Here is a 23666-nt window from a genome sequence, read left to right on the forward strand (position 1 = left end):
GCCCGGTGCCGGGGGTCAGGCGGGGGCGTCCTCGGCGGTCTCCAGCCAGCCGAGGGCGGCGCACTGGATGCCGGCCTGGAAGCGGCTGCGGGCGTCCATCCGGACCATCAGGTCGGCCATCATCCGGCGGACGGTGCGCAGGGAGACGCCCAGGCGCTGGGCGGCGCGTTCGTCGGTGAGGCCCTCGGCGAGCAGGCGGAGCAGTTCGCGCTCCTGGCCGGTGAGGCCGCGGGGGTCGCGCCGGGGGGTCGCGCCGAGCGGGCGGGCCTGCTCCCAGACCTGGTCGAACAGGGCGCGCAGGGCGGCGACCACGCCGGGGCTCTGCAGCAGGACGGCGCCCTTGCGCGGGTCCTCGGGGTCGATCGGGACGAGCGCGGTGGCGTTGTCGACCACGATCATCCGCAGCGGCAGGGTGGGCGAGGTCCGGACGGTGCCGCCGAGGCCGTGCAGCCAGCGGGCGTACTGGACGGTGGCGGGGTCGTTGCGGACGCTGTCCTGGTAGACGGTGCGCATCCGGACGCCGCGTTCCAGGGTCTCCTGGTCGAGGACCCGGCTGGCCGCCATCACGGGGGCGGGCTGCGGGCCGCCGGGGGCGAAGGAGAGCACCTCGGCGGTGGCGTCGGAGGCGAGCTGGACCAGCCGGTCGCGGACCAGGTCGAGGCTGGTGAGCATCTCGATGCCGCGCTGCCCGCCGGGGGTGTGCAGGCTGGCGTACTCGGCGATCAGGCCGGCCATCGCGGCGCGGCTGCGTTCGGCCTCGCGCTGCCGGCGGAGCTCCTCGGCCTCCTGGTGGGCGAGCAGGGCGGCGAGTCCGCGCTCCGGGTTGACGGCCCGCCAGCGGGTGCCGCAGGTGGCGGGGCGGGTGAGGGCGAGGTCGGCGAGCCGGTCGAGGGCGGCGCCCACCTCGGGTTCGGTGCTGTCGAGGTGGGTGGCGAGGCCCGCGGTGTCGAGGTCGGGGTGCAGCAGCATGGCGCGGTAGACGGCCTCGCCGAAGGCGTCGAGCCCGATCGGGCCCCCGGTGGTCATCTGCCGGTCCCGGGCGCGGGCCGCCGGGTGCCGCTGTGCGCCGTTCTGCCCATTCTCGACCTCCAACAACGCCCCGCGCGGTGGCCCGTGTGCCTCCCGGCTCCGTTCCGACCGGGTGTCGGACCGACGCCCGCCGGGCAACCCGCAGAACTGGCTTGCGGAGATTCTGTCGCACTGGTGGGCGAGGCGTGAAGGGTGTCGGGGAACTGTCATCTTGGTGCCATGCATCGATCTGACACCTGCTCAGCCACCCGTGGGGCCATCGGATTTGCCACGCTGGACGGATGTACGCGATCCGCCTGGAGCTGAGGGCGCCGTCCGGGCCGGGCGGCCCCGTGGAGTCGGCCGGGGCCGGGCCGGTGCGGGCGGCCCTGCTGCGGCTGCCGCTGGCCGGGGCCCGGATCTGCCGCGCCCGGGTGCTGGCGGCGCCGGACGGGCTGGCCGCGGTGTGCTTCCTGGCGGCCCCCTCGCTGCTGGCGGCCGAGCGGGCGCTGCGGGCCGGGGCGGGCGAACTGGTGGGCGAGGAGGGCCCGTTGGCGGACTGGACGGTGGCGCGCTGCGAGGCGGACCCGTGGATCGCGCTCGGCCTGTGGCAGGACCGGGCCAGGAGCTGACGCCCCGCCGGGGCGGAGGGGCCGGGGCAACGGGGTGTGCGGAGCTGGCCGCTGAGTGTCACGGCACCCTGGTGCCAGCTCCGGGTGCTGACAGGAAGGTGCCGGGAGGGGCAGGCTCGTCGGTGTCGGCAGGACGGCGGATCGGCACCTCGGCAGCGGCCCCCGGCGGGGGACGCGGACCGGATCGGCCCCTGACCGCGGATCACCACCCGCCCCGGTGGCAGCCCGGGGCGCAGCCGAAGCTTGAGAGGACCGGGCACTCCCATGGCGCTGAACACCCGTTTCGTCACGATCGCGGTCATCGGCGCGCTGGCGGTCGGCGGTGTCGCCACCGCCGCCGACCTGGCCGCTCCGGCCCGGCCGGGCGCGGTCGTGACCGCCGACGGGGCTCCCGCGGACGGCCCGAGCCCGACCGCTCCCCCGCACTCCGACACCTGGGGCTGGGGCTGACCGGTCCGACACCACGCCGTCCGAGAAGCGAACCGGGGAGGTGCGCGCATGACCACCGCACTGGAACACCCGCCCGTGCGGCGGGCCCTGCTCCCGCCGCCGGCCGCGCCGGTGGCGACGGACCCGGCCAGGGTCCTGCTGGCGGACAGCCACCACCTGTTCCGCTCGGGCCTGGGCGCCCTGCTGGACCGGGAGGAGGACCTCACGGTGATCGCCGAGGCGGCCGGCCCCGAGGAGGCCGCGGCGGCGGCCCCGCGGGTGCGGCCCGCGGTGGCGGTGCTCGGGCTGGACCCGGAGCAGTCGGACGGGGCGTCGGCGGCGCGGCTGCTGCGGCGGGTCGCGCCGGGCACCGCGGTGCTGCTGCTGGTCCCGGCCCTGCCGCGGACCGCGGAGTCCCGGCGGGCGCTGGTGGAGGGCGCGGCCGGGGTGCTGCTGAAGGACGTCCAGGCGGCGGCCCTGATCGCGGCGGTGCGCGAACTCGCCCGCGGCGGGCGGGTGTACGACCCGCGGCTGGTGCTGGACGTGGTGCGGGCGGATCGGGGCGGACCGCTCAGCCGGCGCGAACTGGCGGTGCTCGGCGAGATCGCCGGGGGCGCCACGGTGCGGGAGGCCGCCGCCGCGCTGTCGCTCTCGCCCGGCACGGTGCGCAACTACGTCTCGGCGGCGATCGCCAAGACCCGGGCCCGCAACCGCTGCGACGCGATCCGGATCGCCCGCGAGTCCGGCTGGCTGTAGGGCCCCGCGACAGGACCGGGAGCACACCGGCCCGCCGACGGACCGTCAGGTTCCCGCCGGCGGGCCGTCGGCGTGCGTGCGTGTGCCGCCCGGCCCGGCCGCCCTCAGCCCGGCAGCCCCCGGCCGGGCCGGGCGGCGTCCGCGCATCCGGTCAGGGCCGCGACGTGGGCCTCCAGGTCGAAGCCGTCGAGTGCGGCGACCCGCTGCCGCAGGCGCTGCCAGCCGGTGGACCGGACGGGCCCGGGGACCTCCCGGCCGTCGGCGGTGAACACCGCGGCGGAGGTGGTCAGCGAGCGGAAGAACGGGAGGTCCAGGGTGCGGTGGGAGTCCAGTTCGGCGAGCACCGCCTCCGGCGGGCCGCCGCGCAGGGCACCGGCGAGGACGGTCTCCCGGGTCGCGCCGTCGGCCAGCGCGAGCGGGCCGGTGGAGTCCCGCAGGAGCGTGCGGCCGTCCCGGTCGCTCCGCCGGACGGAACGCACCCAGATGCCCCGGAATCCGCTCAACGGGCCTGCGGGGTCGGCGAGTTCACCACGGACCCGGTGGAGGACGGCCTGCATCTCGCGGTAGCCCTCGACCAGCTCCCCGGTGTACGGCCAGGGGTCGGCGACCGGCACCCCCGACGCCCCCGACGCCCTCGGCACCCCCGACGCCCTCGGCACCGGCGCCGGCACCGAGGGCGGGAGCAGGCACTCCAGGCCGATCAGCACGGGGTGCTCGCCGTCGGCGAGCAGGTTGTCGGCCCACGGGGCGCGGCCTTCGAGCAGCTGCACCAGGCGGATCGTCATGCCGAGGCGGCGGTGGAACCGGGCGAGGCCCGCGCGGTCGGCGCACGGCCGGGACGGGACCAGCTCCTCCCAGCCGTAGTCGCCGGCGCCGTCGGCGTGCAGCGAGGCGGCGAGGCCGTCGTCGCCCCGGTCGGAGCGCGGCAGCACGGTGCGCAGCGGCAGGTCGAGCGACAGCTCCCGGTTGAGCCGTTCGACCAGGCCGAGGAAGGCGGTGGCGTGCCGCAGGTCCTTGGGCTTGTAGACCGCGCCGCGCCCGTCGGCGAAGCGCAGCAGCGCCACCGCGCGGCCCCGGGCGTACCGGGTGCCGGCGTCGCCGTGCACCGCGTCGAGCGGGCCGGGGTCGGTGCCGTGCCAGAGCTGCTCGACCAGGCCGGCCCGGTCGGCGGCGAGGCGGGCGAACAGCTCGGTGTAGGCCTCCTGCCACTGCCCGCAGAGGGTGCCGATCAGGCGGGCGAGCGCGGGCAGCCGCTCCAGCCGGGCCAGCCAGCCCGCGGTGGAGGCGTCCGGGCCGCCCGCGGCGTCCCAACCCGGCTCCCGGGCACGGTCGTTGGCGGGCGGTGCTTCCTGGCGGAGCGTCAGGTCGGCGGCCTCGGTCAGCCGGCCGGCGAGGGTGCCGAGCACGTCGGCGCGGCCCCGCCCGGTGACCTCGACGCCGAGGACGGTGCCGGGTCCGGCGGGCAGCAGCGCGTCGGCGGCGGCCCGGAACCCGGCCGTGATCGCGCCGGGGCCGGTGGCCGGGGCGGCGGCCTGCGCCCGCAGGAACACCGCGAGCGGGTAGGCCCAGGCGGGGAGCCGCGCCGGGTCGGCGAGGCGGACCCGGCGCAGGCCCGCGCCGAGCGGGCGGCCGGTCCGGGCCAGGTGGTCGAGCAGCACCCCGGCGGCCCCGGGGTCGTCGGCGGCCCGGCGCAGCCAGCCCTCGACGGCGGCGGCGCGGCCGCGGCGGTCCTCGGCGGGGTCGGGGGCGAACAGGGCCCGCCCGTCGTCCCGGGCGGCGGCGCGCTCCTCGAAGTCCGCGGCGGCGGCGATCACGGCCCGCAGCCGCCCGTCGGCACCGGGCAGGCCGGGCAGCAGGGCGTTCTCCGGGGCGTCGGGCCCGGTGCCTCCGGCGGCGCCGAGCCAGGACTGCAGGCCGAACGACATCACATCTCCCGGGAGCGAGCGAAGCGGGTGAACAGCGTTTCGGCGCCGAGCAGTTCGCGGCAGGCCCGCCCGCCCGGCCGGTCCGGCGGCCCGCCGGTTCCGCTCCTCCGCGGCGTGTCCACTATGGCCGCGCCGGGAGGGACCGGGCAGTAGGAGATGTCAGCTTCCCGGGGGCGCAGAAGTCATCGCCCGGGATGACATTCGGCACCTGCTCCGACCTGCGACGACGTTCCGCTTCCGGGCGGTGGACGGGCCCCGCCGACGGCAGGCCCGTCCCGGCCGCCCCGGTGCGAAGTGCCTTCCCGCCGGGGACTTCCGCCCGTGGCGGGCCGTCCGGGGTCCGGCGGATGCTGGAAGGCGCGGGTCGTCCCCCGGCCGCCGCCACCGGGGCCCGCGCGGATGCCCGCGGGAGGATCTTGATGACCGAACCCCCTTCGCAGCTCAGCCTGTTGACGCTCGCCAGCACCCCGGAGTCGGTGGCCGGGGCCCGCCGCCACACCGCGCAGGTGCTGCACTGCTGGCAGGCCCGGGTCGAACTGTCCGACGCCGCCCGGCTGGTGGTCTCCGAACTGGCCACCAACGCGGTCCGGTCCCGGACCCCCGACGGCTTCACGCTCTCGCTGGCCCTGGCCGACGGCACCCTGCTGGTGCAGGTCGGCGACCGGGACCCGAACCCGCCCCGGCCCCGCGCCGCCGGGCCGGACGCCACCGGCGGACGCGGCCTGCAGCTGGTCGACGCGCTCTCCGCGGGCTGGGGCTACTACCCGACCGCGCCCGCGGGCAAGGTGGTCTGGGCCCGGCTCCCCGCCGGGGGACGCGCCCTGCCGCCGCTGCCGATCTCACCCCCGGCCGCAGCCCCGGCCGCGCCTTCGACGGCCCTCCCCGCGGCCTGACGTCCCGTCACCGGGTGGCGGGGTAGCGCACCGGGTGCCCGCCGACCCGGTGCGGCAGCAGTCCGACCAGCACCAGCACCGTCGTGGCCAGCGCAAGCAGCGGCAGGAACGGCACCGGCGCCGGGGCCTGCAGCACCACGATCACCGCCGTCGCCGCGGCCGGCGAGTGCGGCACGTGCGCCAGCATCATCGCCACCAGGGCCAGCCCGCCGGCCACCGCCGCCGCCCACGGGCCCGGCCCGGCCGCCACCAGCACCCCGAACCCGACCGCCGCCGACAGCAGCTGCCCGCCGATCAGGTTCCGCGGCTGCGAGATCGGCAGCCCGGGCGCGCCGTGCACCAGCGCGGCGCTGGCCGCCAGCGGCGGGATCAGCACCGGCTGGTGCAGCAGCACCCCCACCCCGACCAGCACCAGCAGTGCCCCCGTGGCAAACCCCCCGGCCCGGACGGCATGCCGGGCCCGGCTCCCCAGGGCGGCAAGGTTCGAGGTCAAGGGCATCTGCGGGCTCCCGGGTCGGACGGAATCGGTCCCGGCAGCCTAAACAGAACGTTGACGTTTCAAGAATCCTCTTGCCTCAGAGGCACATCCCTCCGCCCCGGCCCCGGAAACACAGCAGCCCCCGCCCGACCCGGGCGGGGGCTGCTGCCGTGCGCACTGTGCCCCAGGCAGGATTCGAACCTGCGACACCAGCTTTAGGAGAGCTGTGCTCTATCCCCTGAGCTACTGAGGCGGGGCTTGTCTGAAACCTTGCCAGAAACCCAGCGACGGGTATCCAGTCTGGCAGTACAAACACCCAGGTCAGGAGGCATATGAGCGCATCCGGGTGGCACCTGGCGGGTGCACCGAACTGAGCCCACGGCGGGATAGCCGACTGACCGATGACAGACTAGCGGATCGCTCTGCCGGAGATGTCCCCTCCTGTCGTCAGCGCCTTGCGCCGCCGGGTACTGCCTGCCCGACCTGGCCGTTCATCGGTTGCGTTGCCCACAGCCACGCTGAGGTCCCGGACGCGTGCAGCATCGCGTCCGCTCGGGTTGTCCGCACCGGGTTTGTGGCCGGCACGGACCCGGCGTCCGGGCGTGCTGTCCGAAGTGGCCGCTGCCCGTTGCCCGAACTTGCGTGTTCGAGGCGGATACGGCGGCTGGTGGCGTTCTGAGAGAAGGCGAATGCGGGGACGAAGACCTTCTGCAGGTCGCGAGGCCGTAGGAGACCATGCGGCGGCTCCACAGGCTTCGGTCGGATTCGGAGTCGGCCCGCCAGGGGTAGGCGAGTTCGTGGGCGCAGGTAGATTCGGGGATCTGCTGGAGGTGTTCGGCGTGATGGAAGCCGCGTTCGGCATCGCTGGTGTGGCGTCGTCCGGTGGCCGTGTCGCGCGCGGTGCGGTCGTCGGAGGTGGTGGTAATGGCGACGGAGACCGGATGCAGGATGCTGGTGCCGTCGTCGAGCAGGAGGCGCTCCGCGATGCGCCCTTGGTCACACCACAGGTCGTGGCGGCCGGTGCCGAACCGCGGAAGTTCGTAGGCCAGCGGGTGCACCGAGCCGTGCTGTTTGTTGATGGCGAGCAGGCCTGCGCGGGCGAGAGTGTCCCGGTGCACGCCGCGAAATGCTCCGTCGTAGCCAGTGCCCGTGCAGCCGGGTGGCCAGGCCGGTGAACGAGCGCACGGCGATGGCGGCCTCGTCCTCGTAGGCGCCTCCCGCGACGTGGGCGAGGTCAAGGATGACGCGGCTCCAGTAGCCGTCGTCGCGGCCAGAGGCGAAGAACTGCTTGGTGCCGCGGGCTGGTTTCGCCGTTCTCGAAGTAGAGGCGGGCGGCCCGGTCCACATGGCAGCGGCGCAGTTGCCCGGTGGCGGGGTCCGGGGTGGTGGGCTGTGCGGCCTTGGAGGGGGTCTTGGGCACGGTGGCGTCCCCGACGATGAGCTGGCGGCGATGAGGGCGGGCCCAGTTGCGGGTGGCGTTGGGTGGAAAGAGTCACAGGTCGAGGACCTGGACACGGCTTGGTGCCCAAGTGCCTCGGTCAACAGGTCGCTGCTGCTGGCGAGGAGACGGTGTTCGGCGTAGAGGTACTGGCTGCGGCTTGGGGTGGCAGCGGGCAGCGACGGCGTTGCGGCGTACCACGCCGTGCAGGCGGCACCACAGCAGGTCGTTATCCAGGTGGGCGACGGCGGAGCGCTTGGAGCCGGTGACGGGCATGAGGGTGGCGAGCGGGAGGTGAACGAGAGGCGGGCACCGGGGCGAGCAGCCGACCGCGCTCGCAGCGGGCAGGTGTTCGGCCATCTCATACAGAACGGGGTAGTCGAGGCAGTCCTCGATGCGTTGCAGGATGGCGCGCCGGTCGCAGTCGGCGAGCTGGAGCTTGCGGCTTCGGGGTTGCTCGGGTGGCACGGGGTTCCCGAAGACGTCATCAGGCATCGCAGTGCTCCACCGGCTGGCGACCATTGGCGGCGTCGGGACTGTCAGCGTGGCCGGGGTGCCAGGCCAGACCGATGACGGCGGCGGCCCGGTCCAGTGATCGCAGGCCCAGGCGGCGGGCGGCGTCCTCGATGTGCCGGGTGGCCTCGAAAGCCTCCACCGCGGCTCGGGCACTGATGGAGGAGGGCTTCACGTCCGCCTCGCCGCCCAGGCCGATGCGGCGCAGGAGGTCGGCGAGTGCGACGCAGGCGCGGGCCTGCAGTGCGGCATCGTCGGCGTGGCGGTCGGAGACGGCCAGGCGCGCACCGGGTGCAGTAGCCGGGCGCAGTTGGCGTGCAGCGACGAACTGGGCTCTGGTGGTGAGGACTTGCAGGGCCCAGTCGTCCAGGGGGCACCAGCGGGGGTCGGTCTTGGTGGAGCCGTGCATCCACACCCGCCGGCCGTCCGGGTCGAGGTCCTTGATACGGACGTGGCCGATCTCGCCGCTGTGGCCGCCGGCCAAGGCCAGGGCCGCGACTGCGGCGTGGCGGGTGGGCCGGTCGGTGAAGGAGGTCTGGTGGCGCAGGTCCGCCGCCTCGATCTCGGTCAGCGCCCGGACGGCGGCGTGGGTGTGGGCGGGTAGGTGGATGTCACGAGCGGGGTCCTGGTCGGTGAGGGTGAGTTCGCGCAGGGTGCGCCAGGCAGATCGGATGACGGATCTGCGCAGGATCTGGGTGGCGAGGGTGGCCTCGCCGGCGTGGCCGTAGCGGCTGCGGCCCGGGGCGGTGACGAAGTCCTCCGCGAGTTGGGCGGTGACATCCTCCAGCAGGATCGCGCCGCGAAGGTGGCTGTAGCGCTCGAGGCGGGCCAGGAGGAGGGCGAACTTGTCGAGGGTCTGCTCGGTGAGTTCGCCCTGTGCGGCCATGGCCTGCCAGGTGTCCTTGACGCGGTCCAGGGCGTGGGTGAGGGAGAGGTCGCTGCCCGCGACGATGCCCCTTCCTGCGGGCAGGTTCAGTGCAACGGCGGCCGCTCGGGGCTCAGTTCGTCTGCGTCCTGCGGTGCTGGCCGCAGGGTGCTGCGGTGAGGGGCTGGTGAGGCAGGCAGCCTCACGAGTGTTCCATACATGCGACAGCTTGGGCATGGGGGATCTCCGGGGCAACAGGAGCGAGCGAACGGGTGAGCGACGCGCGGGCGGCTACGGAGCGGCTGGATCGCTTCGGCATGACGGGACGTCAGCACCGTGCCGCCGAGCGGGGGGTGAATGCGCTGGCGCAGCGGTTGACGGGTGAATTCGGCCCCGCGGAGGTTGACGCGGACCGGCCCGGCCGCCGCCCGTACCCGGCCCTCGGGGCCGGGGCGCAGGGGGCGGACGGGGACGCGGGTCAGGTGCCGACGGGCCTGATGGCGGGCGGCAGGGAGGTGTAGAAGGCCTGGTAGGCCTTCATGAGAGCGACGAAGCGGTCGCCGGGCAGCGCGGAGATCTCCTCGACGGAGCCGGCCATCAGCGGGTCGAGGACCACCTGGGCACTCGGGGCCAGGTCGGGGCCGGGCATCGCACGGGCGGCGAATGGGTCCGTGTCTGCGAAGACGGGTCCGCCGAGGGTGCTGCAGGCGGTGTCGCTGGTGCTGGGGTTCTCGGTCCGCGCGCGCGGGACGGTGGGGCCCTTCCCGGTGGGCCCGGGGCATGTGTCGCTGCCCGGCCGGCGGGTGGACGGGCCGGGCCCGGCGTCGCTGAAGGAGGGGGTGGTGCCGACGAACAGGGCGATACGGCCGTGGTTATCGCGGTGGACGATCAGCGCGTAGCAGAGCCATTCGACCAGGTACAGGCCGCGCTCCGGGACGCCGGGAGAACCCTTGCCGAGCCCGCCGGCCAAGTCGCCCTCCTCCATCGGGCCGCCCGCGAGCAGGCGGGCGGCGTCCTGCTGGAACCAGGTGCCCTGCCAGTGCCCGTGCAGGAACAGGCGGGCACGGATGGACTCCTGGCGGCGCAGCGCGGCCAGGGTGGCACCGGCCTCGGTCACCGCCCAGGCCCCGCGGCCGGGCGCCAGGAGGCCGGCCTGGGTGAGGAAGCCCGGCGCGCCGGCGATGGTGCTCACGGACAGGTTCAGCTGGCGGGCGATGTCCTCCACCCGCACGGCCTTGCGCTCGGGGCCACCGAGTTCGGCGGTCACCCCGATCAGGTCGAGCTGCCGACGCGGACCCATCCGCTCAGTCGGCATGATCCGCGGATGCGCGGTACCGGAGAGGCTCACCGGACGCCTCCGACAGCGGGTCGGGCGGGCGGGCACTGCCACGCGCCCAGGTATGTCATATGGAAGGACAAGAACATGATGGGGCCCTCAGATGTCGTTGCTGCCACGGCTTTTCACTGAGCGACCAAAACCGGCGCAGCGCGGACGATACCCTGGACGCGGCGCGTGGGCCCTCAGCTGGCGTGCCATCGGGCGCCACCGGAGGTACCTGCTAAGTGACTCCGGTGGCACCCACCCCTGCATGTGGGTGATGGCGCGCGGGTGCGATGGATCCCCTGGATCCTCAGCTGCCTGCCCGGTTACCCCCCGGCTTGTCGAGCAGGCGGTAGCGGGCCCGCCCGGTGTTCTCGACGACGCCCGCACGGACCAGGTTTGTCAGTGCGGTTCGCACACGATTCGCACCGGTTCCCGGCCGTGCGCGCTGAACGGAGGCGACGACGTCGTCAAGACTGGTCACGCGGTCGCGCTCCAGCGCCTTCATGACGAGCCAGCCGATGGTGTTCGGCCCCGGGTTGGTGCCCCGACGCCCGGCGCGGCGACCCTCAGCGGGCCGCTGGCCTTCGGAGGCGGCGGGTTGTGGACAGCCGCCGAGGTAGCCCTCGATGGCGGCCAGCGCCGCCAGCGCCGCCTCCACCCTCTGACCGGTGCCGCGGTGGGCTTGGCGGGCCTGAGCGAGGATGCGCTCGACCTCGGCAACGCGCTCACCCGTGGCCGCGTGCCCGTCCTGCTCGACGGTGACGATCAGCCGCAACCGCTCGATGAGCAGATGGCCCGCCGTCGTGCTGGTCATCGCGCCTCTCACCCTCCCGCGTATCGCGCACACCGCACCGGCCCGCGCATCCACCACCAAGATGTCGACTCAGTGTATGCATGTCTGCACGCTTGGTGAGCAGGCTCATGATTCCACAGACAGGAGCACTCCGCACACGACGAGCCCGCTTCGACGCCCCAACGTGTCACCTGTTCGTCACAGTTGACGAAACGACAAGCCGCGAGCGTGCAGGCCACCCGCCCACCAGGCTCACGCCGACACCGCAGTAGTGGCACACCATGCAGAACCCGCCTGCGAACAGGCAGGGCGAGCCGGACACCGGCCGGCCCGCCCATGGCACGATCGCGCTATGCCTCGCAGCAGCAACGACAAGAACCCGCTGTCCTACATCCGCTCAGGCACTTGGCCCCACGTGCAGCTGGCCTCCGACGCCCCGGTGAGCGCGTATTGCGGACTCGTCCTGGCCCGCGACCTGGCCACGATGATGACCACCACCGGGCATTCCCTGCGCACCCTGGGCGAGCGCGCCGGCGTCGCCCACTCCACGATCGCCCGCATCCTGGGCGGGGAGGTCCTCCCCGACATCGGCACTCTCGCCCGCCTGGAGGACGCACTCGACCACCAGCTCTGGCCCGGCCCGAAAGCCTTGCGCGCCGAAGCCGCCCAGCACGGGCGCACCACCACCTGACAGCAGTTGCAGCCGCTCCAGGGGCGACTCTCACACCTGGAGTGTGATGGGGCCGTCGGAGACCCAGCCGTCGACGTAGCCCTCCATCAGGACGCCGAGGCCCCGCGGGTAGAGCGGCACCGCCCCCTTGCGCACCCCGGCGATCGACCACCGGCGCATTGACGTGATGCTTCTCACCGCATACCGGGGGGTGTTGAGCTTGCAGGACGAACAGGCGCAAATCCTGCCGCACGAGGACCCCGGACACCGTCGACTCCGTGTGCAGGCGGCCTGTGACCAGAGTCCTGCGCGCACCGTCGGAGGGCAGATTCTCCGTCTGCCAGCACTCCAGGACGGCCCGGAACGAACCCCCCGAGGGAACCCGCAGCAGCACCGGCCACCACCGCGCACCGCCATCGGTACGTTGCAGAAGAACCTGCCTATCGCATGACAGCAGGACGGATCGAAGCGATGGAAGTACGTCCATGAGGCCACGGTCAGCCCAGCAGCCAGTCAGATCGCAGCGCAGGCCCGCCCTACAGGTGATGAGCTGCACGAGAGTCAGATCGCTGAACCGGGAGCCATCGAAAACCCCGAAGGACTCGCCGTCGGAGACGGTCATACGACCTGCGCCGATAAAGTCACCGTTCCAGCTTCGAGCGATACGCGTTCCGAGGCTGCTGACTTCCTGTCCGCTGAGCTGCGGTGATCCGGTTTTCCACAAACCCCACTGAGGCCGGAGCCTGCCGGGAGCGTCGTCGGAAACCGGTACAGCGGTCTCTGACGACGAGGGCAGGCCACCTGGTCGACCTGCACGTCGGCGGGCACTGCGGCTTCCCTGGACGGGTTGCCGACCCTGCACCCACAGCATGCCGGTAGAACCTCCGACAGCCTGGCGGATACCGCCCGCGGCTCCGGCCCGCCCCGGACCGGCCCGGGCCGGCGGGCGGGCCGGTCCGGGGCGGGCCGGAGCCGCGAACTAGATCGCGGGGATCGTGTCGTCGCTGAAGATGCCCTGCTTGACGAAGAAGGACATCGGCTTGCGCACCGCGCGCTTCGCCGCGGCGAGGCGGCCGGGGTGGTTGACCACCTTGCCGCGCAGGCCCACGATGTCGCCGAGGCCGGCGTCGCGGTAGACCACGGGGCTGCAGAACGAGTCCAGGATCATCGCCACGTAGCCCTTGAGGTACGCCTCGATCTCGGCGAGCTGCTCGTCCGACAGCGCCGGGCGGACGCGGTCGAAGAGCATGCTGACGAGTTCGCGGCCGAACGCGATGTGCCGGGACTCGTCGCGGTGGTGCATCCGGTTGATCTCGCGGATGGTCTCGTGCAGCAGCTCGTCGTTCGCCATCGTGGTGTTGAAGTGGTCCACCAGCTCCTCGAACAGCAGGATGCGGCTGAACACGAGCAGGTTGGCGATGTCCGGGTCCTTCTCGGACTCGCCCTCCAGGCGCAGGGTCGAGTACAGCTTGCCGCCGTAGCGCAGGCAGAACTCGGCGAAGAACCACATGTGCTCGTTCTCCTCACCGATGAAGTGGTGGAAGAACTCGGAGGCCGCCTCGAAGCCGCGCGTGTGGACCCGGTCGATCACCTCGTTGAGCAGTTCCCGGATGCCGTGCACGTTCATGCTGTAGAAGTTGATGCTCTCCCACTTGCTGAGCGCCATCTTCTGCTGCTCGGTGAGCTCGTTCTCGAACTCGGTGCCGGCGATGCTCAGCAGCGACGGCGACATCCAGTAGGCGTCGTCCGGCAGGGAGTCGGGCCAGGCGAAGTGGGTGTACGGGTTGTAGTGGTCGGCGACGGACTTCTCGCTGAGCCGGTCGAGGATCTCGGTGAAGCGGTCCTGCGACTTGGTCGGAGGGGTCATGCCTGGTTCTCCTTGCGGGTTCGCGCGTCGATCCAGCGCTCGAGGCCGAAAGCGACGCAGCCGGTGAAGGCGTGGGTACCGTCCGAGAGCCTGATGTCGCAGCGCTCGCCGAAGAAGTTGCGGTGCGAGTTCACGGACGCGACGGCGAGGCCGGTCTCGTCGGTGAACTCCTGCTTCGTGGGGAACAGCTTCTGGTGCAGCAGCCGCTCGTCGTCCTTCCGGAAGAACGGGTCCGCGGCGATCTCGAAGTCCCCGGCGACGCCGAACGACTCGGCGATGGCGCGGATCGCCTTCCGGCCCTCGTCCAGGAACTCCTGGACCTCGGCCTGGGCGCCGATCATCACGACCTCGCGCATCTGGAACTCGCGCTGCCTGCGCAGCGGCGTGTACGCGACCTCCCGGCGCCGGCAGGTCTGCCGCACGGTCAGCAGCGTGCGGTTCTCGACGGTCGTGCCGATCCGGGAGAAGTAGGCGCCGTAGCAGGCCGCCGAGGTGAGCACGAGCTGGTCGTCCTCGGCGCCGTCGAGCCAGGGCGTGACGCGGTGCACGAGCTGCGGGAAGCTGTCGAAGTAGTCGATGCGGGTCAGGTCCTCGACGGTCAGCAGCTCGGCGTGCCGCTCCGCGGGCGCGCCCATGGCCGCGGCCCAGTCCAGCACCTGCGCGTCCACCGCCTCCGCGATCGCGAACTGCTCGGCGGACAGCGACGTCAGGCCCCGCCCGGCCCCGGCCCCGGCGCTCACTGCGCGGCCGCCGGCTCCGGGCCGAAGAAGACCTCGGTGAGCCCGGCGATGGTCCGCAGCTTCGTCATCGGGATCGCGTCGAGGTCCGGCGCACGGCCCGAGATGTCGATCAGGTCCTGGATGATCGACATGAACTTGAGCGAGTTGACCAGCCGGGACTCGGCCAGGTCCACGTCGGCCGGAACGGTGAGCAGGTCCTCGTGGACAGCGGACAGGAGCTTGCGAACCTGGGATTCCCCCTGGTCATTACTCATCGACACAGATCCTTGCCTAGGGCGCCTCGTGGGCGACGGGAGAACTTGGAGCGATCACCTGCGTGGCGACGCGCGTGATCACAGAAAGCGGCATGGGAAATAGGTCGCCACCTGCGTCATCCTTCGCCTACGGAGCAGACGTGCACAGCTTGACTCGGCCGCTCTATTCCGTGCTGGAACGGCCGGCGCAAGAATCACGGTGGACCCGCACGGCACCATACATGAACGACTTCCCAAGGTGAACCCCAGTACCGAGAAATCCTGTGCGTCCAGTTTGCGACCATTGGTCTTTACATAATCAGCACGCCTATGTACAGCAGGTGAAGTCCACGATCCGGCAGGTGTTCCCACAGGTTGGCGAGGTGCGGACCTGCGCCGACGATAGCGGACAACTGCCTTGCCTCTGAAGGGTTGTGAGTCGCCTTCAGGCCACGCCGGCCGCCGCCCCCGGAGCGGCGCCGATCCCCTCTTCCGGATCTTCGGCGGCCCGTCCGGCCGCCTGGCCTGCGCGTTTATCGGCGGGGGGACCCATAGGGCTCCGGGGCGGCCGACGGGAGATGACGCGAACTGGCCAAAACCTCTTGTCCGCCGGGTCCCGATGCCATAAAGTCCACGATCACGACTACCGCTACCGCCGGGGGAGTGCTGCGAAAGCCCGTCTTTCGCAAGGGGGCGTGTTGGGTTGTATTCAAAATTTCCGTCGTTGAATCGCCGCGCCGTCCCGGGCGGCAGCGTGCCCTTTTCCGTGTGAATCTGCGATGAATCCTGCAAGGAAACAGAAGAAGATAAAAAGGGGTCTCTGTGGGCGGCTGGTCAGATCCGACGACGACGGAGGGCATGGCATGAGCGCGTCGGCCGAGCGCCATGTGGTGGTCATCCACCGGTGGCGGGCGGAGTACGTCGACTACGCGGCCGTGCTGGACCACGCCGCCGACCGCGTCAGCTACGTCACGACCGAGGTCGGCCGGGACCGGGTTCCGGAATCGGCGGCCGCCGTCGAGATCGTGGCGCGCACCGACGACCTGGCCGCGGTGCGCAAGGCGGTCTCGGCACTCGCCGAGCGGTTCGGGGCGCCCCGGCGGATCGTCGCGCTGAAGGAGGACGACCTGCTGACCGCGGCGGTGCTGCGGGACGAGTGGGGCTGCGCGGGCACCCGGCCCGACCGGGCCCTGCGGTTCCTCGACAAGCTCCTGATGGCCGAGGTGGTGGCCGGCCGCGGCCTCCCGGTGCCGCCCCTCGCGGCGGTCGACAGCGCCGGAGCGGTGCGGGCCTTCGCCGCGGAGCACGGCTGGCCGGTGATCGTGAAGCCGCGGATCGGCAGCTCCAGCGACGGCGTCGCGTGCCTGCGCGGTCCGGCCGACGCCGACGGGATCGACTACACCGCCCGGCCGATGCTCGCCCAGGTCTACAACCCGCACCCGATCCACCACGTCGACGGCCTGTACCTGGACGGGCGCCTGGCCGCGTTCCGCGCCTCCCGCTACGTCAACAGCTGCCTCGACTTCCGGACCGGCGAGTACCTGGGATCGGTCGAGGAGGACGACCCGGCGACCGTGGCGGCGATCGGGGCCGCCACCGAGCGCTTCGTCGCCGCCTTCGACACCGATCCGCTGGTGTTCCACCTGGAGCTCTTCGTCGCACCGGGGCACGGCGCCGAGCCGCCCGGGTGCACCTTCCTGGAGGTCGGGGCGCGGGTCGGCGGCAGCGAGATCCCCTTCCTGTGGCGGGAGGTGCACGGCTACGACCTGATGGCCGCGGCGCTCAAGCTGCAGCTGGGCGAACCGCCGGACCCGCCGGGGCCGACGGACGGCGAGGTCGCCGGCTGGCTGCTGGTGCCCTCGCCCGCCGAGCGGCCCTGCCGCATCACGGAGGTCACGCCGATGCTGGGGCGGGTGCCCGGCCTGTACGCCGAGGCCCTGCTGAGCAGCGGCGAGGTGCTGCCGCTCGCCGACGCCTACTACGAGCACGTGGGCGGCCGGTTCCGGTTCCGCGGCAGCACGAGCCGGACGGTCGAGGAGGCCATCCGGACCACCGCCGCCGACTTCCGGGTCGGCGCCGAGCCCGTGGGGGACATCGCATGAAGCACGTCGTGCTGGTCGATCCGTACGCACCGGCCCGGGGACTGCCGCCGGCGTTCCTGGAGGCCGGGTACTCCTGCGTCCGCCTGCAGAGCACCGCCGAGATCCCGGAGGTGTACCGCGGCCCGCTCGACCTGAGCGGCTACGTCACCAACGTGGTGCACCGCGGCGACGTCGAGGAGACCGCCCGGCTGCTGGCCGCCTACCGGCCCGAGGCGGTCCTCACCGGCAGCGAGCTGGGCGTCGAACTCGCCGACGAACTCAGCGAGTTGATGGGTCTGGACAGCAACGGCGCCAAGCTGAGCGCGGCCCGGCGCGACAAGTTCCAGATGATCGAGCAGGTGGCGTCGGCCGGGCTGCGCACGCCCCGCCAGGTGCACACCGCCGACGAGGCGGAACTGCGCGCGTGGCACCGGGAGGTCGGCGGCCGGATCGTGGTCAAGCCGCTGCGCAGCGCCGCCGGGGACGGCGTCGCGTTCTGCGACACCCCCGAGGAGTCGGCGGCCGCGCTCGCCGCGATCATGGGGCGGGAGAACATCTTCTCGCTGCCGAACCTCGGCGTGGTGGCGCAGGAGTACCTGCAGGGCGCGGAGTACATCGTCAACACGGTGAGCCGGGCCGGGCGGCACCACGTCACCGACGTCTGGGGATCGGGCCGGCTCCAGGTCAACGGGATCACCGACCTGCTGGTGGAGAGCTTCCTGGTGGACCAGGACGCGCCCGGCGTCGCGGCGATGACCGCGTACGCGTTCGCCGTCCTGGACGCCCTCGGCATCCGGTTCGGGCCGTCCCACCTGGAGATCAAGCTGACCCCGGGCGGTCCCTGCCTGGTCGAGGTCGGCGCGCGCATCTCGGGCGGCGAACTGCCGTACTTCGCGGCCGAGGCGATCGGCGAGTCGCAGCTGGACTGGACCGTCGACTGTTTCGTCCGGCCGGAGCGCTTCGACGCGCGGTGCGGCACGCCGTACCGGATCGGGCGCCACTTCGCCTGGTCCGCGCTGGCCTCCCCGCTGGAGGGCACGCTCGCGGCCTACCGCGGGGTCGAGCGGATCGAGGCCCTGGAGAGCTTCCGCGCGCTGCGGACCTTCGTGCCGCCGGGCGGGACCCTCCGGCGCACCGTGAACGACATGACCTACCCGCTCACCGTCACGCTGCACCACGAGTCCGAGGGTGTCCTGCGACGGGACCTGAACACCATCAGGTACCTCGACGGAGCCGGTTTTTACGACGTCGCCCCCACCGAATAGAACGGCTGGCCCATGCGCATTGTCGACCTCACCCACGGGTTCTACGAGGGGATGCCGTCCTACCCGGCGGACTGGTTCCCGCGCTTCACGTACGACCGGGCGATGACGCCGGAGACGGACCCGTACGGCACCAACCGCACCTTCTCGACGCTGCACATCTTCCCGCACAACGGGACGCACGTGGAGTACAAGCTGCACTTCTACCCGGACACCGAGGGCATCGAGGACGTCCCGCTGGAGACCCTGATCGGGCGCGCCTGCGTGGCGGACCTGTCGGACAAGGGGGACCTGGAGCCGGTGACCGGCGAGGACCTGGACAAGGCGGTCGGCGACCGCTGGACGCCCGGGGACCGCCTGCTGATCCGCACCGACTACCTGCGCCGCAACTGGGGCGCCGAGGACTACTGGGACCGCCCGCCGTTCATGACCCCGTCGGCCGCGCAGTGGGCGATCGAGCACGGCGCCGCCCTGGTCGGCTTCGACTGCCTGACCGAGCGCCCCGGGGACGCCGAGTCCCCGGTGCACCACGCGCTGCTCGCGGCCGGCATCCCGATCCTGGAGTACGTCACCAACCTGCACGAGCTGGAGCAGCCGGTGGTGCAGCTGTTCGCCCTGCCGATCAAGGTGTCCGGGGTGGAGGCCGCTCCCGCGCGCGTGGTGGCGATCGAGTACTCCGACACGGACGTCCTCCCGACGGGCCGCTGACGTGTCGACGACCATCGAGTCGCCCGCGTTCCCGCACAGCGGGCTGTACGCCGGCGACGTCGTGCACCGGCACGAGCTGCGCGGGCCCGCCGTCGACGCGGTCGAGGCGGCGGCGGCGCTGCGCGGCGCGGACCGGATCATGCTCAGCAGCCGCGCCGGGGAGCCGGACGCCGCGGTGCTGGCGCTCGGCGAGCTGGCCGTGGTCCGCCGGACCGGGCCGGGGCCCGGACTCCCGGGGCCCGGCCCGGTCACGGCGGCGGTCGACTTCCTGGCGGGCCTCGAGTTCGCGCCCGGCGCCGGACCCGACGAGCGCAGCTGGTACGGCTGCGTCGGGTTCGACGCGGTCACCGACTTCGAGCGGCTCTCGCTGCAGCCCTCGAACATGCCGGCCTACGACCTGTTCCTGCCGGAGGTGCTGATCCGCTTCGACCGGGCCGGGACCACCGTGGTCGGCCGGGGCGCCACGGCGTCGGCGGCCCGGGATGCCGCCGAGCGCGCCGAGCGGGTGCTGCGGCGGGCGGAGCGGTTCCCGGCGGCCGGGGCCCGGATCGGCGCGGGCGCCTTCGGGCAGACCGCCGAGGAGTACCTGGACGCCGTGCGCCGGGCCAAGGAGTACATCCTGGCCGGCGACATCTTCCAGGTCGTGCTCTCCCTCCGGTACTCGGCGCCCGGCGAGGCGGACGGCCTGACGGTGTACCGGCGGCTGACCGAGTTCAACCGCTCGCCGTACCACTTCTGGTACCTGACCGGGGAGTTCGAGGTGGTCGGCGCGTCCCCGGAGCCGTGCGTCACGCTCCTCGACGGCGACGTGCTCATCCGGCCGCTGGCCGGCACCCGGCCGCGCGGCGCCGACGGCCCCGCGGACCGGGCGGCCGAGCAGGACCTGGTCTCCTCGGAGAAGGAGCTGGCCGAGCACCGGATGCTCGTCGACCTGGCGCGCAACGACCTCGGACGGGTCTGCGAGGCCGGGACCGTGCGAGTGCCGCGGCTGATGGAGGTCGAGCGCTACTCCCACGTCATGCACCTGACCTCGGACGTCCGCGGGCGGCTCCGCCCCGGCTGCCGCACCGACGACCTGATCCGGGCGAGCTTCCCGGCCGGCACCATGACCGGCGCGCCGAAGGTCCGGGCGATCGAGATCATCGACGAGCTCGAACCGGTCGGCCGCGGCCTCTACTCGGGCGCCGTCGGCTCGTTCGGCGTGGACCACGCCGACCTCTACCTGACCATCCGCGCGCTCGTCCGGCACGAGGGCGTGCTGCACCTGCAGGCCGGCGGGGGGATCGTCCACGACTCCGACCCCGCCGCCGAACGGGAGGAGTGCGTGGCGAAGCTGCGCGCCGCCGCCCGCGCCGCCGGTGTCAGCCTCGGACCGGAGGCCCGACCGTGATCGTCGTCATCGACAACTACGACTCCTTCGTCTACAACCTGGCGCAGTACGCCGGTCAGCTCGGCCACGAGTGCCGGGTCGTGCGGAACAACGAGCTGACGGTCGAGCAGGTCGCCGCCCTCGAACCGAGCCTGGTCCTCGTCTCCCCCGGCCCCGGCGGGCCCCGGGACGCGGGCATCTCGCTCGACCTGATCCGGGAGCGCGGCCTCCGGGTGCCGATCCTCGGGGTCTGCCTCGGGCACCAGTGCATCGCCGAGGCGTTCGGCGCCCGCGTGGTGCGCGCCGCCGTGCCGATGCACGGCAAGCTCAGCCCGGTCACCCACCGGGGCGTCGGCGCCTTCGCCGGGCTGCCGAGCCCGCTGGAGGTCACCCGCTACCACTCGCTCACCGTCGACCCCGAGTCGCTGCCGGACGAGCTCGAGGTGACGGCGTGGACCGCGAGCGGCGAGATCATGGGCCTGAGGCACCGTGAACTCCCCATCGAGGGCGTGCAGTTCCATCCGGAATCCCTGTTCACCGAGAAGGGTCTCGACATGGTGGCCAACGCACTTCGGGCAGCCGAGCAGGTGTCGGCATGAGCCGCACCACCGCCTCCGCCGTCGACCCGGCCCAGCACCTGCAGGAGACCCTGCGGTGGCACTTCGGCCCGGAGACCGGGTCGCCGTTCTGGCTCCGGCGCCGGGACAGCCTCGGCTTCGACCCGCTGCGCGACATCACCTCCTTCGCCGACCTGCGCCGGTTCCCCGACGTGAGCGACGAGCTGCGCACCGTCCCGGTCGACCTCCTGGTGCCGGCCGGTTCGGCCGAGCACCCGTTCGAGGTCTACGAGTCCGGCGGCACGCTCGGCGCGCCCAAGCGCGTCGTCGAGCACCTGTCCCGGACCGAGGGCGTGGACTGGGTGGAGACCGTGCTGCCCTCCTTCGGCGGCGGCGGGCACTGGCTGCACGTCGGACCGACCGGCCCGCACATCGTCGGCCGCTCGGTGCGCCGGCTGGCGCACCTGCGGCGGTCCAAGTTCTTCACCGTCGACTTCGACCCGCGCTGGGTGAAGCTGCTGATCCGCACCGACCGGCGGGCGCTGGCCGACGAGTACGTCCAGCATGTCCTCGACCAGGTCGAGCTGATCGCCGAGACCCAGGACGTCCGCGTCCTGTTCATCACGCCGCCGGTGCTGGAGGCGCTGTGCGGGCGCGAGAAGCTCTACGACCTGCTGGCCGACCGGGTCACCGGCATCATCTGGAGCGGCACCAGCATCAGCGGCACCGCCCTGCGGCTGCTGCAGACCGAGTTCTTCCCCAAGGCCGAGGTCCGCGGCATCTACGGCAACAGCCTGATGGGCATCGCCCCGCAGCGGCCGTCCGAGCCGGGCGACACCCACGCCTGCGTCTTCCGCACCTTCCAGCCCCGCTCCGTCGTCGAGGTGGTCGACCCCGACACCGGGGTGCGGGTCGGGCCGGGCGAGCGCGGCCGGGTCCTGGTGCACCTGCTGACCAAGGACCTGTTCCTGCCCAACGTCCTGGAGCGCGACACCGCGGTCCGGGTCCCCGCCGGCCCCGCCGACGCGGGCGACGACCTCGCCGACGTGCAGCCCTACCGGCCGCCGTCCGGCGGTCAGGTGATCGAGGGCGTGTACTAGATGACGACCGCGAACCTCCAGCCGCTGCTCGGCGGCGACACCGTCGCGTGCGACGAGACCGTCGACCTCGCCGGCGTCGACGGCGCGCCGGTGGCCCGGGTCGGCGTCTCGCCGACGCTGCTGCTGCGCCTCGCGCTGCGGCGCACCCGCGGCGCGGCCGTCCCGGCGGCGGTCTTCGAGCGGGCCGGCGCGCTCTTCGCCGAGGCCGGGCTCGCCGGCGAGACCCCCGAGGAGTACCGCCGCCGGGTGGTGGCCGCCACCGGCCTGCCGGACCGGTTCGTCCGGGCCGGTCTGGGCAGCGTCCGGGACGGGCTGGCCCGCCTGGCGGAGAGCAACGCGCTGCAGCTGCCGGCGCCGGCGCCCGGGGTCCGCTTCGTGCCGCGCGGCCGCACGCTCGGCGTGGTGGCGCCCTCCAACCACGTCGACCCGCACCTGACCTGGGCCCGCGCGCTGGCCCTCGGGTACGGCGTGATCGTGCGGCCGGGCACCCGCGACCCGTTCACCGCGTTCCGCCTCGCGTCGGCGCTGCTGGCCGCGGGCCTGCCGCCGACCGCCCTGGCGGTCCTGCCCGGCGGGCACGACCTCGGCGAGCGGCTGCTGGACCAGGCCGACCTGGGCATCGTCTACGGCGGCCCGACCGCCGTCGCCCGGTGGACGGACCGCCCCCGGGTGCTCACCCGCGGGCCCGGCCGCAGCGCGGTCCTGCTGGACCGGCCGCTGACGCCGGAGGTCCTGGAGGCGCTGGTCCGCTCCGTCGCCGCCGACGGCGGCGTCCGGTGCACCAACACCTCCGTGATCCGCACCGGCGGCGACCCGGCCCCGGTGGCCGACGCCCTCGCGGCGCGGCTGGACACCGTGCCCGGCCTCCCGGCCGCGCACCCCGACGCCGAACTGCCCTGCTTCACCGCGGAGCAGTCCGCCGGGCTGCGGCGGACCGTCGCGGAGCTGGAGCGGGACGGCCTGCGCCGCCACTCCGCCGGCGACGGTCCGGTCCCGCTGCCCGACGGGTCGTTCGTCGCGCGCCCGGTCGTGCTCAGCACGGACGACCCGCGGCACCCGGCCCTCGGCACCGAACTGCCCTTCCCGTTCGTCGTGGTCGCGCCGTGGTCGCCCGCCGACGGCTTCGCGTCGTTCGGCCGGACCCTGGTCCTGTCGATCCACAGCGAGGACGCCGACCTGCCGCTCGCCGCCCTGGCCGAGCCCGGCATCCGCCGGGTCGTCGTCGGCGGGGCCGCGCCCTGGACGAGCGGTCCCCAACTGCCGCACGACGGCAGCCTGACCGGCTTCCTGACGGAGCCCAAGGCGCTGCTGTGGGACAAGGAGCCCGTCGAATGAAGCACGTGGTCGTCACCGGCGCGTCCGGGGACCTCGGCACCGCGGTCGTGGCCCGCGCGGTCGCCTCGGGCGCCCGGGTCCTCGCCCAGTACCACACCCGTCCGCCCGCCCTGGAGCATCCCGCGCTCACCCCGGTCCGGCTGGACCTGACCGCGGACGACGGCGCCGCCGAGCTGTTCGCGGCGCTGCCCTGGCCGAGCGTGGACCTGCTGGTCAACTGCATCGGCGGGGCCCGGCCGACACCGTTCGCCGAGCTCGGCACCGACGCCTGGCGCGACAGCATGCGGCTCAACGTCGAGGTGCCGTTCACGGTGACCCGGGAGCTGCTGGAGCCGCTGGCCGCCGCGGCCGGCGCGGTCGTCAACCTCTCCAGCGTCGCCGCGTTCACCGGCGGCGCCTTCGGACCGCACTACGCCGCCGGGAAGGCCGCCGTGGTCGGCCTGACCCGGTCCGCCGCCCGGGAGCTCGGCGCCCGCGGCATCCGGGTCAACTGCGTCGCCCCCGGGCCGGTGGCGTCGGCGATGACCGACGCGCTGCCCGCGGAGGTGCTCGCCGGCCTGCTGGCGACCACCGCGCTGGGGCGCGTCGTCACCCCCGAGGAGGTGGCCGACACCGTGTTCGCGCTCGCCTCCGCCACCGCCGTCACCGGCCAGACCCTGGTCGTCGACGGCGGCCGCTTCCTGCACTGAC

24 protein-coding genes and 1 tRNA gene are annotated in these 23666 nt (G+C 73.4%); 14 read left to right on the top strand and 11 right to left on the bottom strand.

The genetic code is table 11. From position 1 onward, the window contains the following. Positions 1-15: 15 nt before the first annotated feature. Entirely contained in the window at positions 16-1026 is a 1011-nt protein-coding gene (locus ACIQBJ_RS25245) for a LuxR C-terminal-related transcriptional regulator (protein ID WP_400714822.1), read from the bottom strand. Positions 1027-1310: 284 nt separating this feature from the next. Between ACIQBJ_RS25245 and ACIQBJ_RS25250 the strand changes: the two genes are divergently transcribed. The 3 genes from ACIQBJ_RS25250 (at position 1311) to ACIQBJ_RS25260 (ending at position 2825) form a co-directional block, all read left to right on the top strand. After that, the gene (locus tag ACIQBJ_RS25250; RefSeq protein WP_400714825.1) at positions 1311-1640 is read left to right on the top strand and encodes a hypothetical protein; all 330 of its coding nucleotides are present in this window, start codon (positions 1311-1313) and stop codon (positions 1638-1640) included. Between the two features lie 264 nt (positions 1641-1904). Then, entirely contained in the window at positions 1905-2090 is a 186-nt protein-coding gene (locus ACIQBJ_RS25255; RefSeq protein ID WP_400714828.1) for a hypothetical protein, read from the top strand. Between the two features lie 48 nt (positions 2091-2138). Next, complete coding sequence (locus ACIQBJ_RS25260) at positions 2139-2825, top strand: response regulator transcription factor (RefSeq protein ID WP_400714831.1); 687 nt, start codon at positions 2139-2141, stop codon at positions 2823-2825. Between the two features lie 104 nt (positions 2826-2929). Here ACIQBJ_RS25260 and ACIQBJ_RS25265 read toward each other — a convergent pair whose 3' ends face one another. Continuing rightward, positions 2930-4750, bottom strand: coding sequence for a type 2 lanthipeptide synthetase LanM (locus ACIQBJ_RS25265; protein ID WP_400714833.1), 1821 nt, complete (start codon positions 4748-4750; stop codon positions 2930-2932). Between the two features lie 419 nt (positions 4751-5169). Between ACIQBJ_RS25265 and ACIQBJ_RS25270 the strand changes: the two genes are divergently transcribed. Then, positions 5170-5643: an ATP-binding protein gene (locus tag ACIQBJ_RS25270; RefSeq protein WP_400714836.1), complete on the top strand. Its 474-nt coding sequence runs from the start codon at positions 5170-5172 to the stop codon at positions 5641-5643. Between the two features lie 7 nt (positions 5644-5650). Here ACIQBJ_RS25270 and ACIQBJ_RS25275 read toward each other — a convergent pair whose 3' ends face one another. Together ACIQBJ_RS25275 and ACIQBJ_RS25280 are read right to left on the bottom strand one after the other, a co-directional pair. Beyond that, entirely contained in the window at positions 5651-6142 is a 492-nt protein-coding gene (locus ACIQBJ_RS25275) for an HPP family protein (RefSeq protein WP_400714839.1), read from the bottom strand. Between the two features lie 159 nt (positions 6143-6301). Beyond that, positions 6302-6374, bottom strand: a tRNA-Arg gene (locus ACIQBJ_RS25280). 577 nt (positions 6375-6951) lie between these two features. Here ACIQBJ_RS25280 and ACIQBJ_RS25285 point away from each other — a divergent pair. Continuing rightward, entirely contained in the window at positions 6952-7296 is a 345-nt protein-coding gene (locus tag ACIQBJ_RS25285) for a hypothetical protein (protein ID WP_400714842.1), read from the top strand. Between the two features lie 750 nt (positions 7297-8046). On the opposite strand, the gene ACIQBJ_RS25290 is transcribed toward ACIQBJ_RS25285, so the two are convergent. From ACIQBJ_RS25290 to ACIQBJ_RS25300, 3 genes are all read right to left on the bottom strand, one after another. Further along, positions 8047-8958: a hypothetical protein gene (locus ACIQBJ_RS25290; protein ID WP_400714845.1), complete on the bottom strand. Its 912-nt coding sequence runs from the start codon at positions 8956-8958 to the stop codon at positions 8047-8049. A 457-nt stretch (positions 8959-9415) separates the two neighbouring features. After that, complete coding sequence (locus ACIQBJ_RS25295; RefSeq protein ID WP_400714848.1) at positions 9416-10237, bottom strand: hypothetical protein; 822 nt, start codon at positions 10235-10237, stop codon at positions 9416-9418. A 331-nt stretch (positions 10238-10568) separates the two neighbouring features. Continuing rightward, positions 10569-11075: a hypothetical protein gene (locus tag ACIQBJ_RS25300; RefSeq protein ID WP_400714851.1), complete on the bottom strand. Its 507-nt coding sequence runs from the start codon at positions 11073-11075 to the stop codon at positions 10569-10571. A gap of 331 nt (positions 11076-11406) precedes the next feature. Here ACIQBJ_RS25300 and ACIQBJ_RS25305 point away from each other — a divergent pair, with 331 nt between their 5' ends. Continuing rightward, the gene (locus tag ACIQBJ_RS25305) at positions 11407-11745 is read left to right on the top strand and encodes a helix-turn-helix domain-containing protein (RefSeq protein ID WP_400714854.1); all 339 of its coding nucleotides are present in this window, start codon (positions 11407-11409) and stop codon (positions 11743-11745) included. Between the two features lie 30 nt (positions 11746-11775). On the opposite strand, the gene ACIQBJ_RS25310 is transcribed toward ACIQBJ_RS25305, so the two are convergent. The 4 genes from ACIQBJ_RS25310 to ACIQBJ_RS25325 all read right to left on the bottom strand — a co-directional run bounded on the left by ACIQBJ_RS25310 (position 11776) and on the right by ACIQBJ_RS25325 (position 14585). Beyond that, entirely contained in the window at positions 11776-11904 is a 129-nt protein-coding gene (locus ACIQBJ_RS25310) for a hypothetical protein (protein WP_400714856.1), read from the bottom strand. A 799-nt stretch (positions 11905-12703) separates the two neighbouring features. Further along, a complete protein-coding gene (locus tag ACIQBJ_RS25315) occupies positions 12704-13591 on the bottom strand; it encodes a diiron oxygenase (RefSeq protein WP_400714859.1) in 888 nt (295 codons plus the stop codon). Continuing rightward, positions 13588-14331, bottom strand: coding sequence for a hypothetical protein (locus tag ACIQBJ_RS25320; RefSeq protein ID WP_400714862.1), 744 nt, complete (start codon positions 14329-14331; stop codon positions 13588-13590). Before ACIQBJ_RS25320 ends, ACIQBJ_RS25315 begins: the two co-directional genes overlap by 4 nt. Continuing rightward, a complete protein-coding gene (locus tag ACIQBJ_RS25325; protein WP_400714864.1) occupies positions 14328-14585 on the bottom strand; it encodes a hypothetical protein in 258 nt (85 codons plus the stop codon). Before ACIQBJ_RS25325 ends, ACIQBJ_RS25320 begins: the two co-directional genes overlap by 4 nt. Positions 14586-15427: 842 nt before the next feature. Here ACIQBJ_RS25325 and ACIQBJ_RS25330 point away from each other — a divergent pair. Genes ACIQBJ_RS25330 through ACIQBJ_RS25365 form a run of 8 tightly spaced genes read left to right on the top strand, consistent with a single transcriptional unit; the run spans position 15428 to position 23665 of the window. After that, the gene (locus tag ACIQBJ_RS25330; protein WP_400714867.1) at positions 15428-16666 is read left to right on the top strand and encodes an acetyl-CoA carboxylase biotin carboxylase subunit family protein; all 1239 of its coding nucleotides are present in this window, start codon (positions 15428-15430) and stop codon (positions 16664-16666) included. Next, positions 16663-17910, top strand: a complete 1248-nt coding sequence (locus tag ACIQBJ_RS25335) for an ATP-grasp domain-containing protein (protein WP_400714870.1) — start codon at positions 16663-16665, stop codon at positions 17908-17910. Before ACIQBJ_RS25330 ends, ACIQBJ_RS25335 begins: the two co-directional genes overlap by 4 nt. A gap of 12 nt (positions 17911-17922) precedes the next feature. After that, the gene (locus tag ACIQBJ_RS25340) at positions 17923-18615 is read left to right on the top strand and encodes a cyclase family protein (RefSeq protein ID WP_400714873.1); all 693 of its coding nucleotides are present in this window, start codon (positions 17923-17925) and stop codon (positions 18613-18615) included. Between the two features lies 1 nt (position 18616). Then, on the top strand, positions 18617-20005 hold the full coding sequence (locus ACIQBJ_RS25345) for an anthranilate synthase component I family protein (RefSeq protein ID WP_400714876.1): 1389 nt from the start codon (positions 18617-18619) through the stop codon (positions 20003-20005). Beyond that, the gene (locus ACIQBJ_RS25350; protein ID WP_400714879.1) at positions 20002-20583 is read left to right on the top strand and encodes an anthranilate synthase component II; all 582 of its coding nucleotides are present in this window, start codon (positions 20002-20004) and stop codon (positions 20581-20583) included. Before ACIQBJ_RS25345 ends, ACIQBJ_RS25350 begins: the two co-directional genes overlap by 4 nt. Beyond that, positions 20580-21641 carry a phenazine biosynthesis protein gene (locus ACIQBJ_RS25355; protein WP_400714882.1) on the top strand — a complete coding sequence of 354 codons (1062 nt, stop codon included), beginning with the start codon at positions 20580-20582 and terminating at the stop codon, positions 21639-21641. Before ACIQBJ_RS25350 ends, ACIQBJ_RS25355 begins: the two co-directional genes overlap by 4 nt. Then, positions 21642-22976 carry an aldehyde dehydrogenase family protein gene (locus tag ACIQBJ_RS25360; protein ID WP_400714885.1) on the top strand — a complete coding sequence of 445 codons (1335 nt, stop codon included), beginning with the start codon at positions 21642-21644 and terminating at the stop codon, positions 22974-22976. Beyond that, the gene (locus ACIQBJ_RS25365) at positions 22973-23665 is read left to right on the top strand and encodes an SDR family NAD(P)-dependent oxidoreductase (protein WP_400714888.1); all 693 of its coding nucleotides are present in this window, start codon (positions 22973-22975) and stop codon (positions 23663-23665) included. Before ACIQBJ_RS25360 ends, ACIQBJ_RS25365 begins: the two co-directional genes overlap by 4 nt. The last annotated feature ends 1 nt before the right edge of the window (position 23666 follow it).

Source organism: Kitasatospora sp. NPDC088391 (assembly GCF_044753345.1).
In the GTDB taxonomy this organism is placed as follows: domain Bacteria; phylum Actinomycetota; class Actinomycetes; order Streptomycetales; family Streptomycetaceae; genus Kitasatospora.

Excerpts from the sequence above, each read along its gene's own strand:
- ACIQBJ_RS25245 (WP_400714822.1), bottom strand. The coding sequence starts at position 1,026 with ATGACCACCGGGGGCCCGATCGGGCTCGACGCCTTCGGCGAGGCCGTC.
- ACIQBJ_RS25250 (WP_400714825.1), top strand. The coding sequence starts at position 1,311 with ATGTACGCGATCCGCCTGGAGCTGAGGGCGCCGTCCGGGCCGGGCGGC.
- ACIQBJ_RS25255 (WP_400714828.1), top strand. The coding sequence starts at position 1,905 with ATGGCGCTGAACACCCGTTTCGTCACGATCGCGGTCATCGGCGCGCTG.
- ACIQBJ_RS25260 (WP_400714831.1), top strand. The coding sequence starts at position 2,139 with ATGACCACCGCACTGGAACACCCGCCCGTGCGGCGGGCCCTGCTCCCG.
- ACIQBJ_RS25265 (WP_400714833.1), bottom strand. The coding sequence starts at position 4,750 with ATGTCGTTCGGCCTGCAGTCCTGGCTCGGCGCCGCCGGAGGCACCGGG.
- ACIQBJ_RS25270 (WP_400714836.1), top strand. The coding sequence starts at position 5,170 with ATGACCGAACCCCCTTCGCAGCTCAGCCTGTTGACGCTCGCCAGCACC.
- ACIQBJ_RS25275 (WP_400714839.1), bottom strand. The coding sequence starts at position 6,142 with ATGCCCTTGACCTCGAACCTTGCCGCCCTGGGGAGCCGGGCCCGGCAT.
- ACIQBJ_RS25290 (WP_400714845.1), bottom strand. The coding sequence starts at position 8,958 with ATGGCCGCACAGGGCGAACTCACCGAGCAGACCCTCGACAAGTTCGCC.
- ACIQBJ_RS25295 (WP_400714848.1), bottom strand. The coding sequence starts at position 10,237 with ATGGGTCCGCGTCGGCAGCTCGACCTGATCGGGGTGACCGCCGAACTC.
- ACIQBJ_RS25300 (WP_400714851.1), bottom strand. The coding sequence starts at position 11,075 with ATGACCAGCACGACGGCGGGCCATCTGCTCATCGAGCGGTTGCGGCTG.
- ACIQBJ_RS25305 (WP_400714854.1), top strand. The coding sequence starts at position 11,407 with ATGCCTCGCAGCAGCAACGACAAGAACCCGCTGTCCTACATCCGCTCA.
- ACIQBJ_RS25310 (WP_400714856.1), bottom strand. The coding sequence starts at position 11,904 with ATGCGCCGGTGGTCGATCGCCGGGGTGCGCAAGGGGGCGGTGCCGCTC.
- ACIQBJ_RS25315 (WP_400714859.1), bottom strand. The coding sequence starts at position 13,591 with ATGACCCCTCCGACCAAGTCGCAGGACCGCTTCACCGAGATCCTCGAC.
- ACIQBJ_RS25325 (WP_400714864.1), bottom strand. The coding sequence starts at position 14,585 with ATGAGTAATGACCAGGGGGAATCCCAGGTTCGCAAGCTCCTGTCCGCT.
- ACIQBJ_RS25330 (WP_400714867.1), top strand. The coding sequence starts at position 15,428 with ATGAGCGCGTCGGCCGAGCGCCATGTGGTGGTCATCCACCGGTGGCGG.
- ACIQBJ_RS25335 (WP_400714870.1), top strand. The coding sequence starts at position 16,663 with ATGAAGCACGTCGTGCTGGTCGATCCGTACGCACCGGCCCGGGGACTG.
- ACIQBJ_RS25340 (WP_400714873.1), top strand. The coding sequence starts at position 17,923 with ATGCGCATTGTCGACCTCACCCACGGGTTCTACGAGGGGATGCCGTCC.
- ACIQBJ_RS25355 (WP_400714882.1), top strand. The coding sequence starts at position 20,580 with ATGAGCCGCACCACCGCCTCCGCCGTCGACCCGGCCCAGCACCTGCAG.
- ACIQBJ_RS25360 (WP_400714885.1), top strand. The coding sequence starts at position 21,642 with ATGACGACCGCGAACCTCCAGCCGCTGCTCGGCGGCGACACCGTCGCG.
- ACIQBJ_RS25365 (WP_400714888.1), top strand. The coding sequence starts at position 22,973 with ATGAAGCACGTGGTCGTCACCGGCGCGTCCGGGGACCTCGGCACCGCG.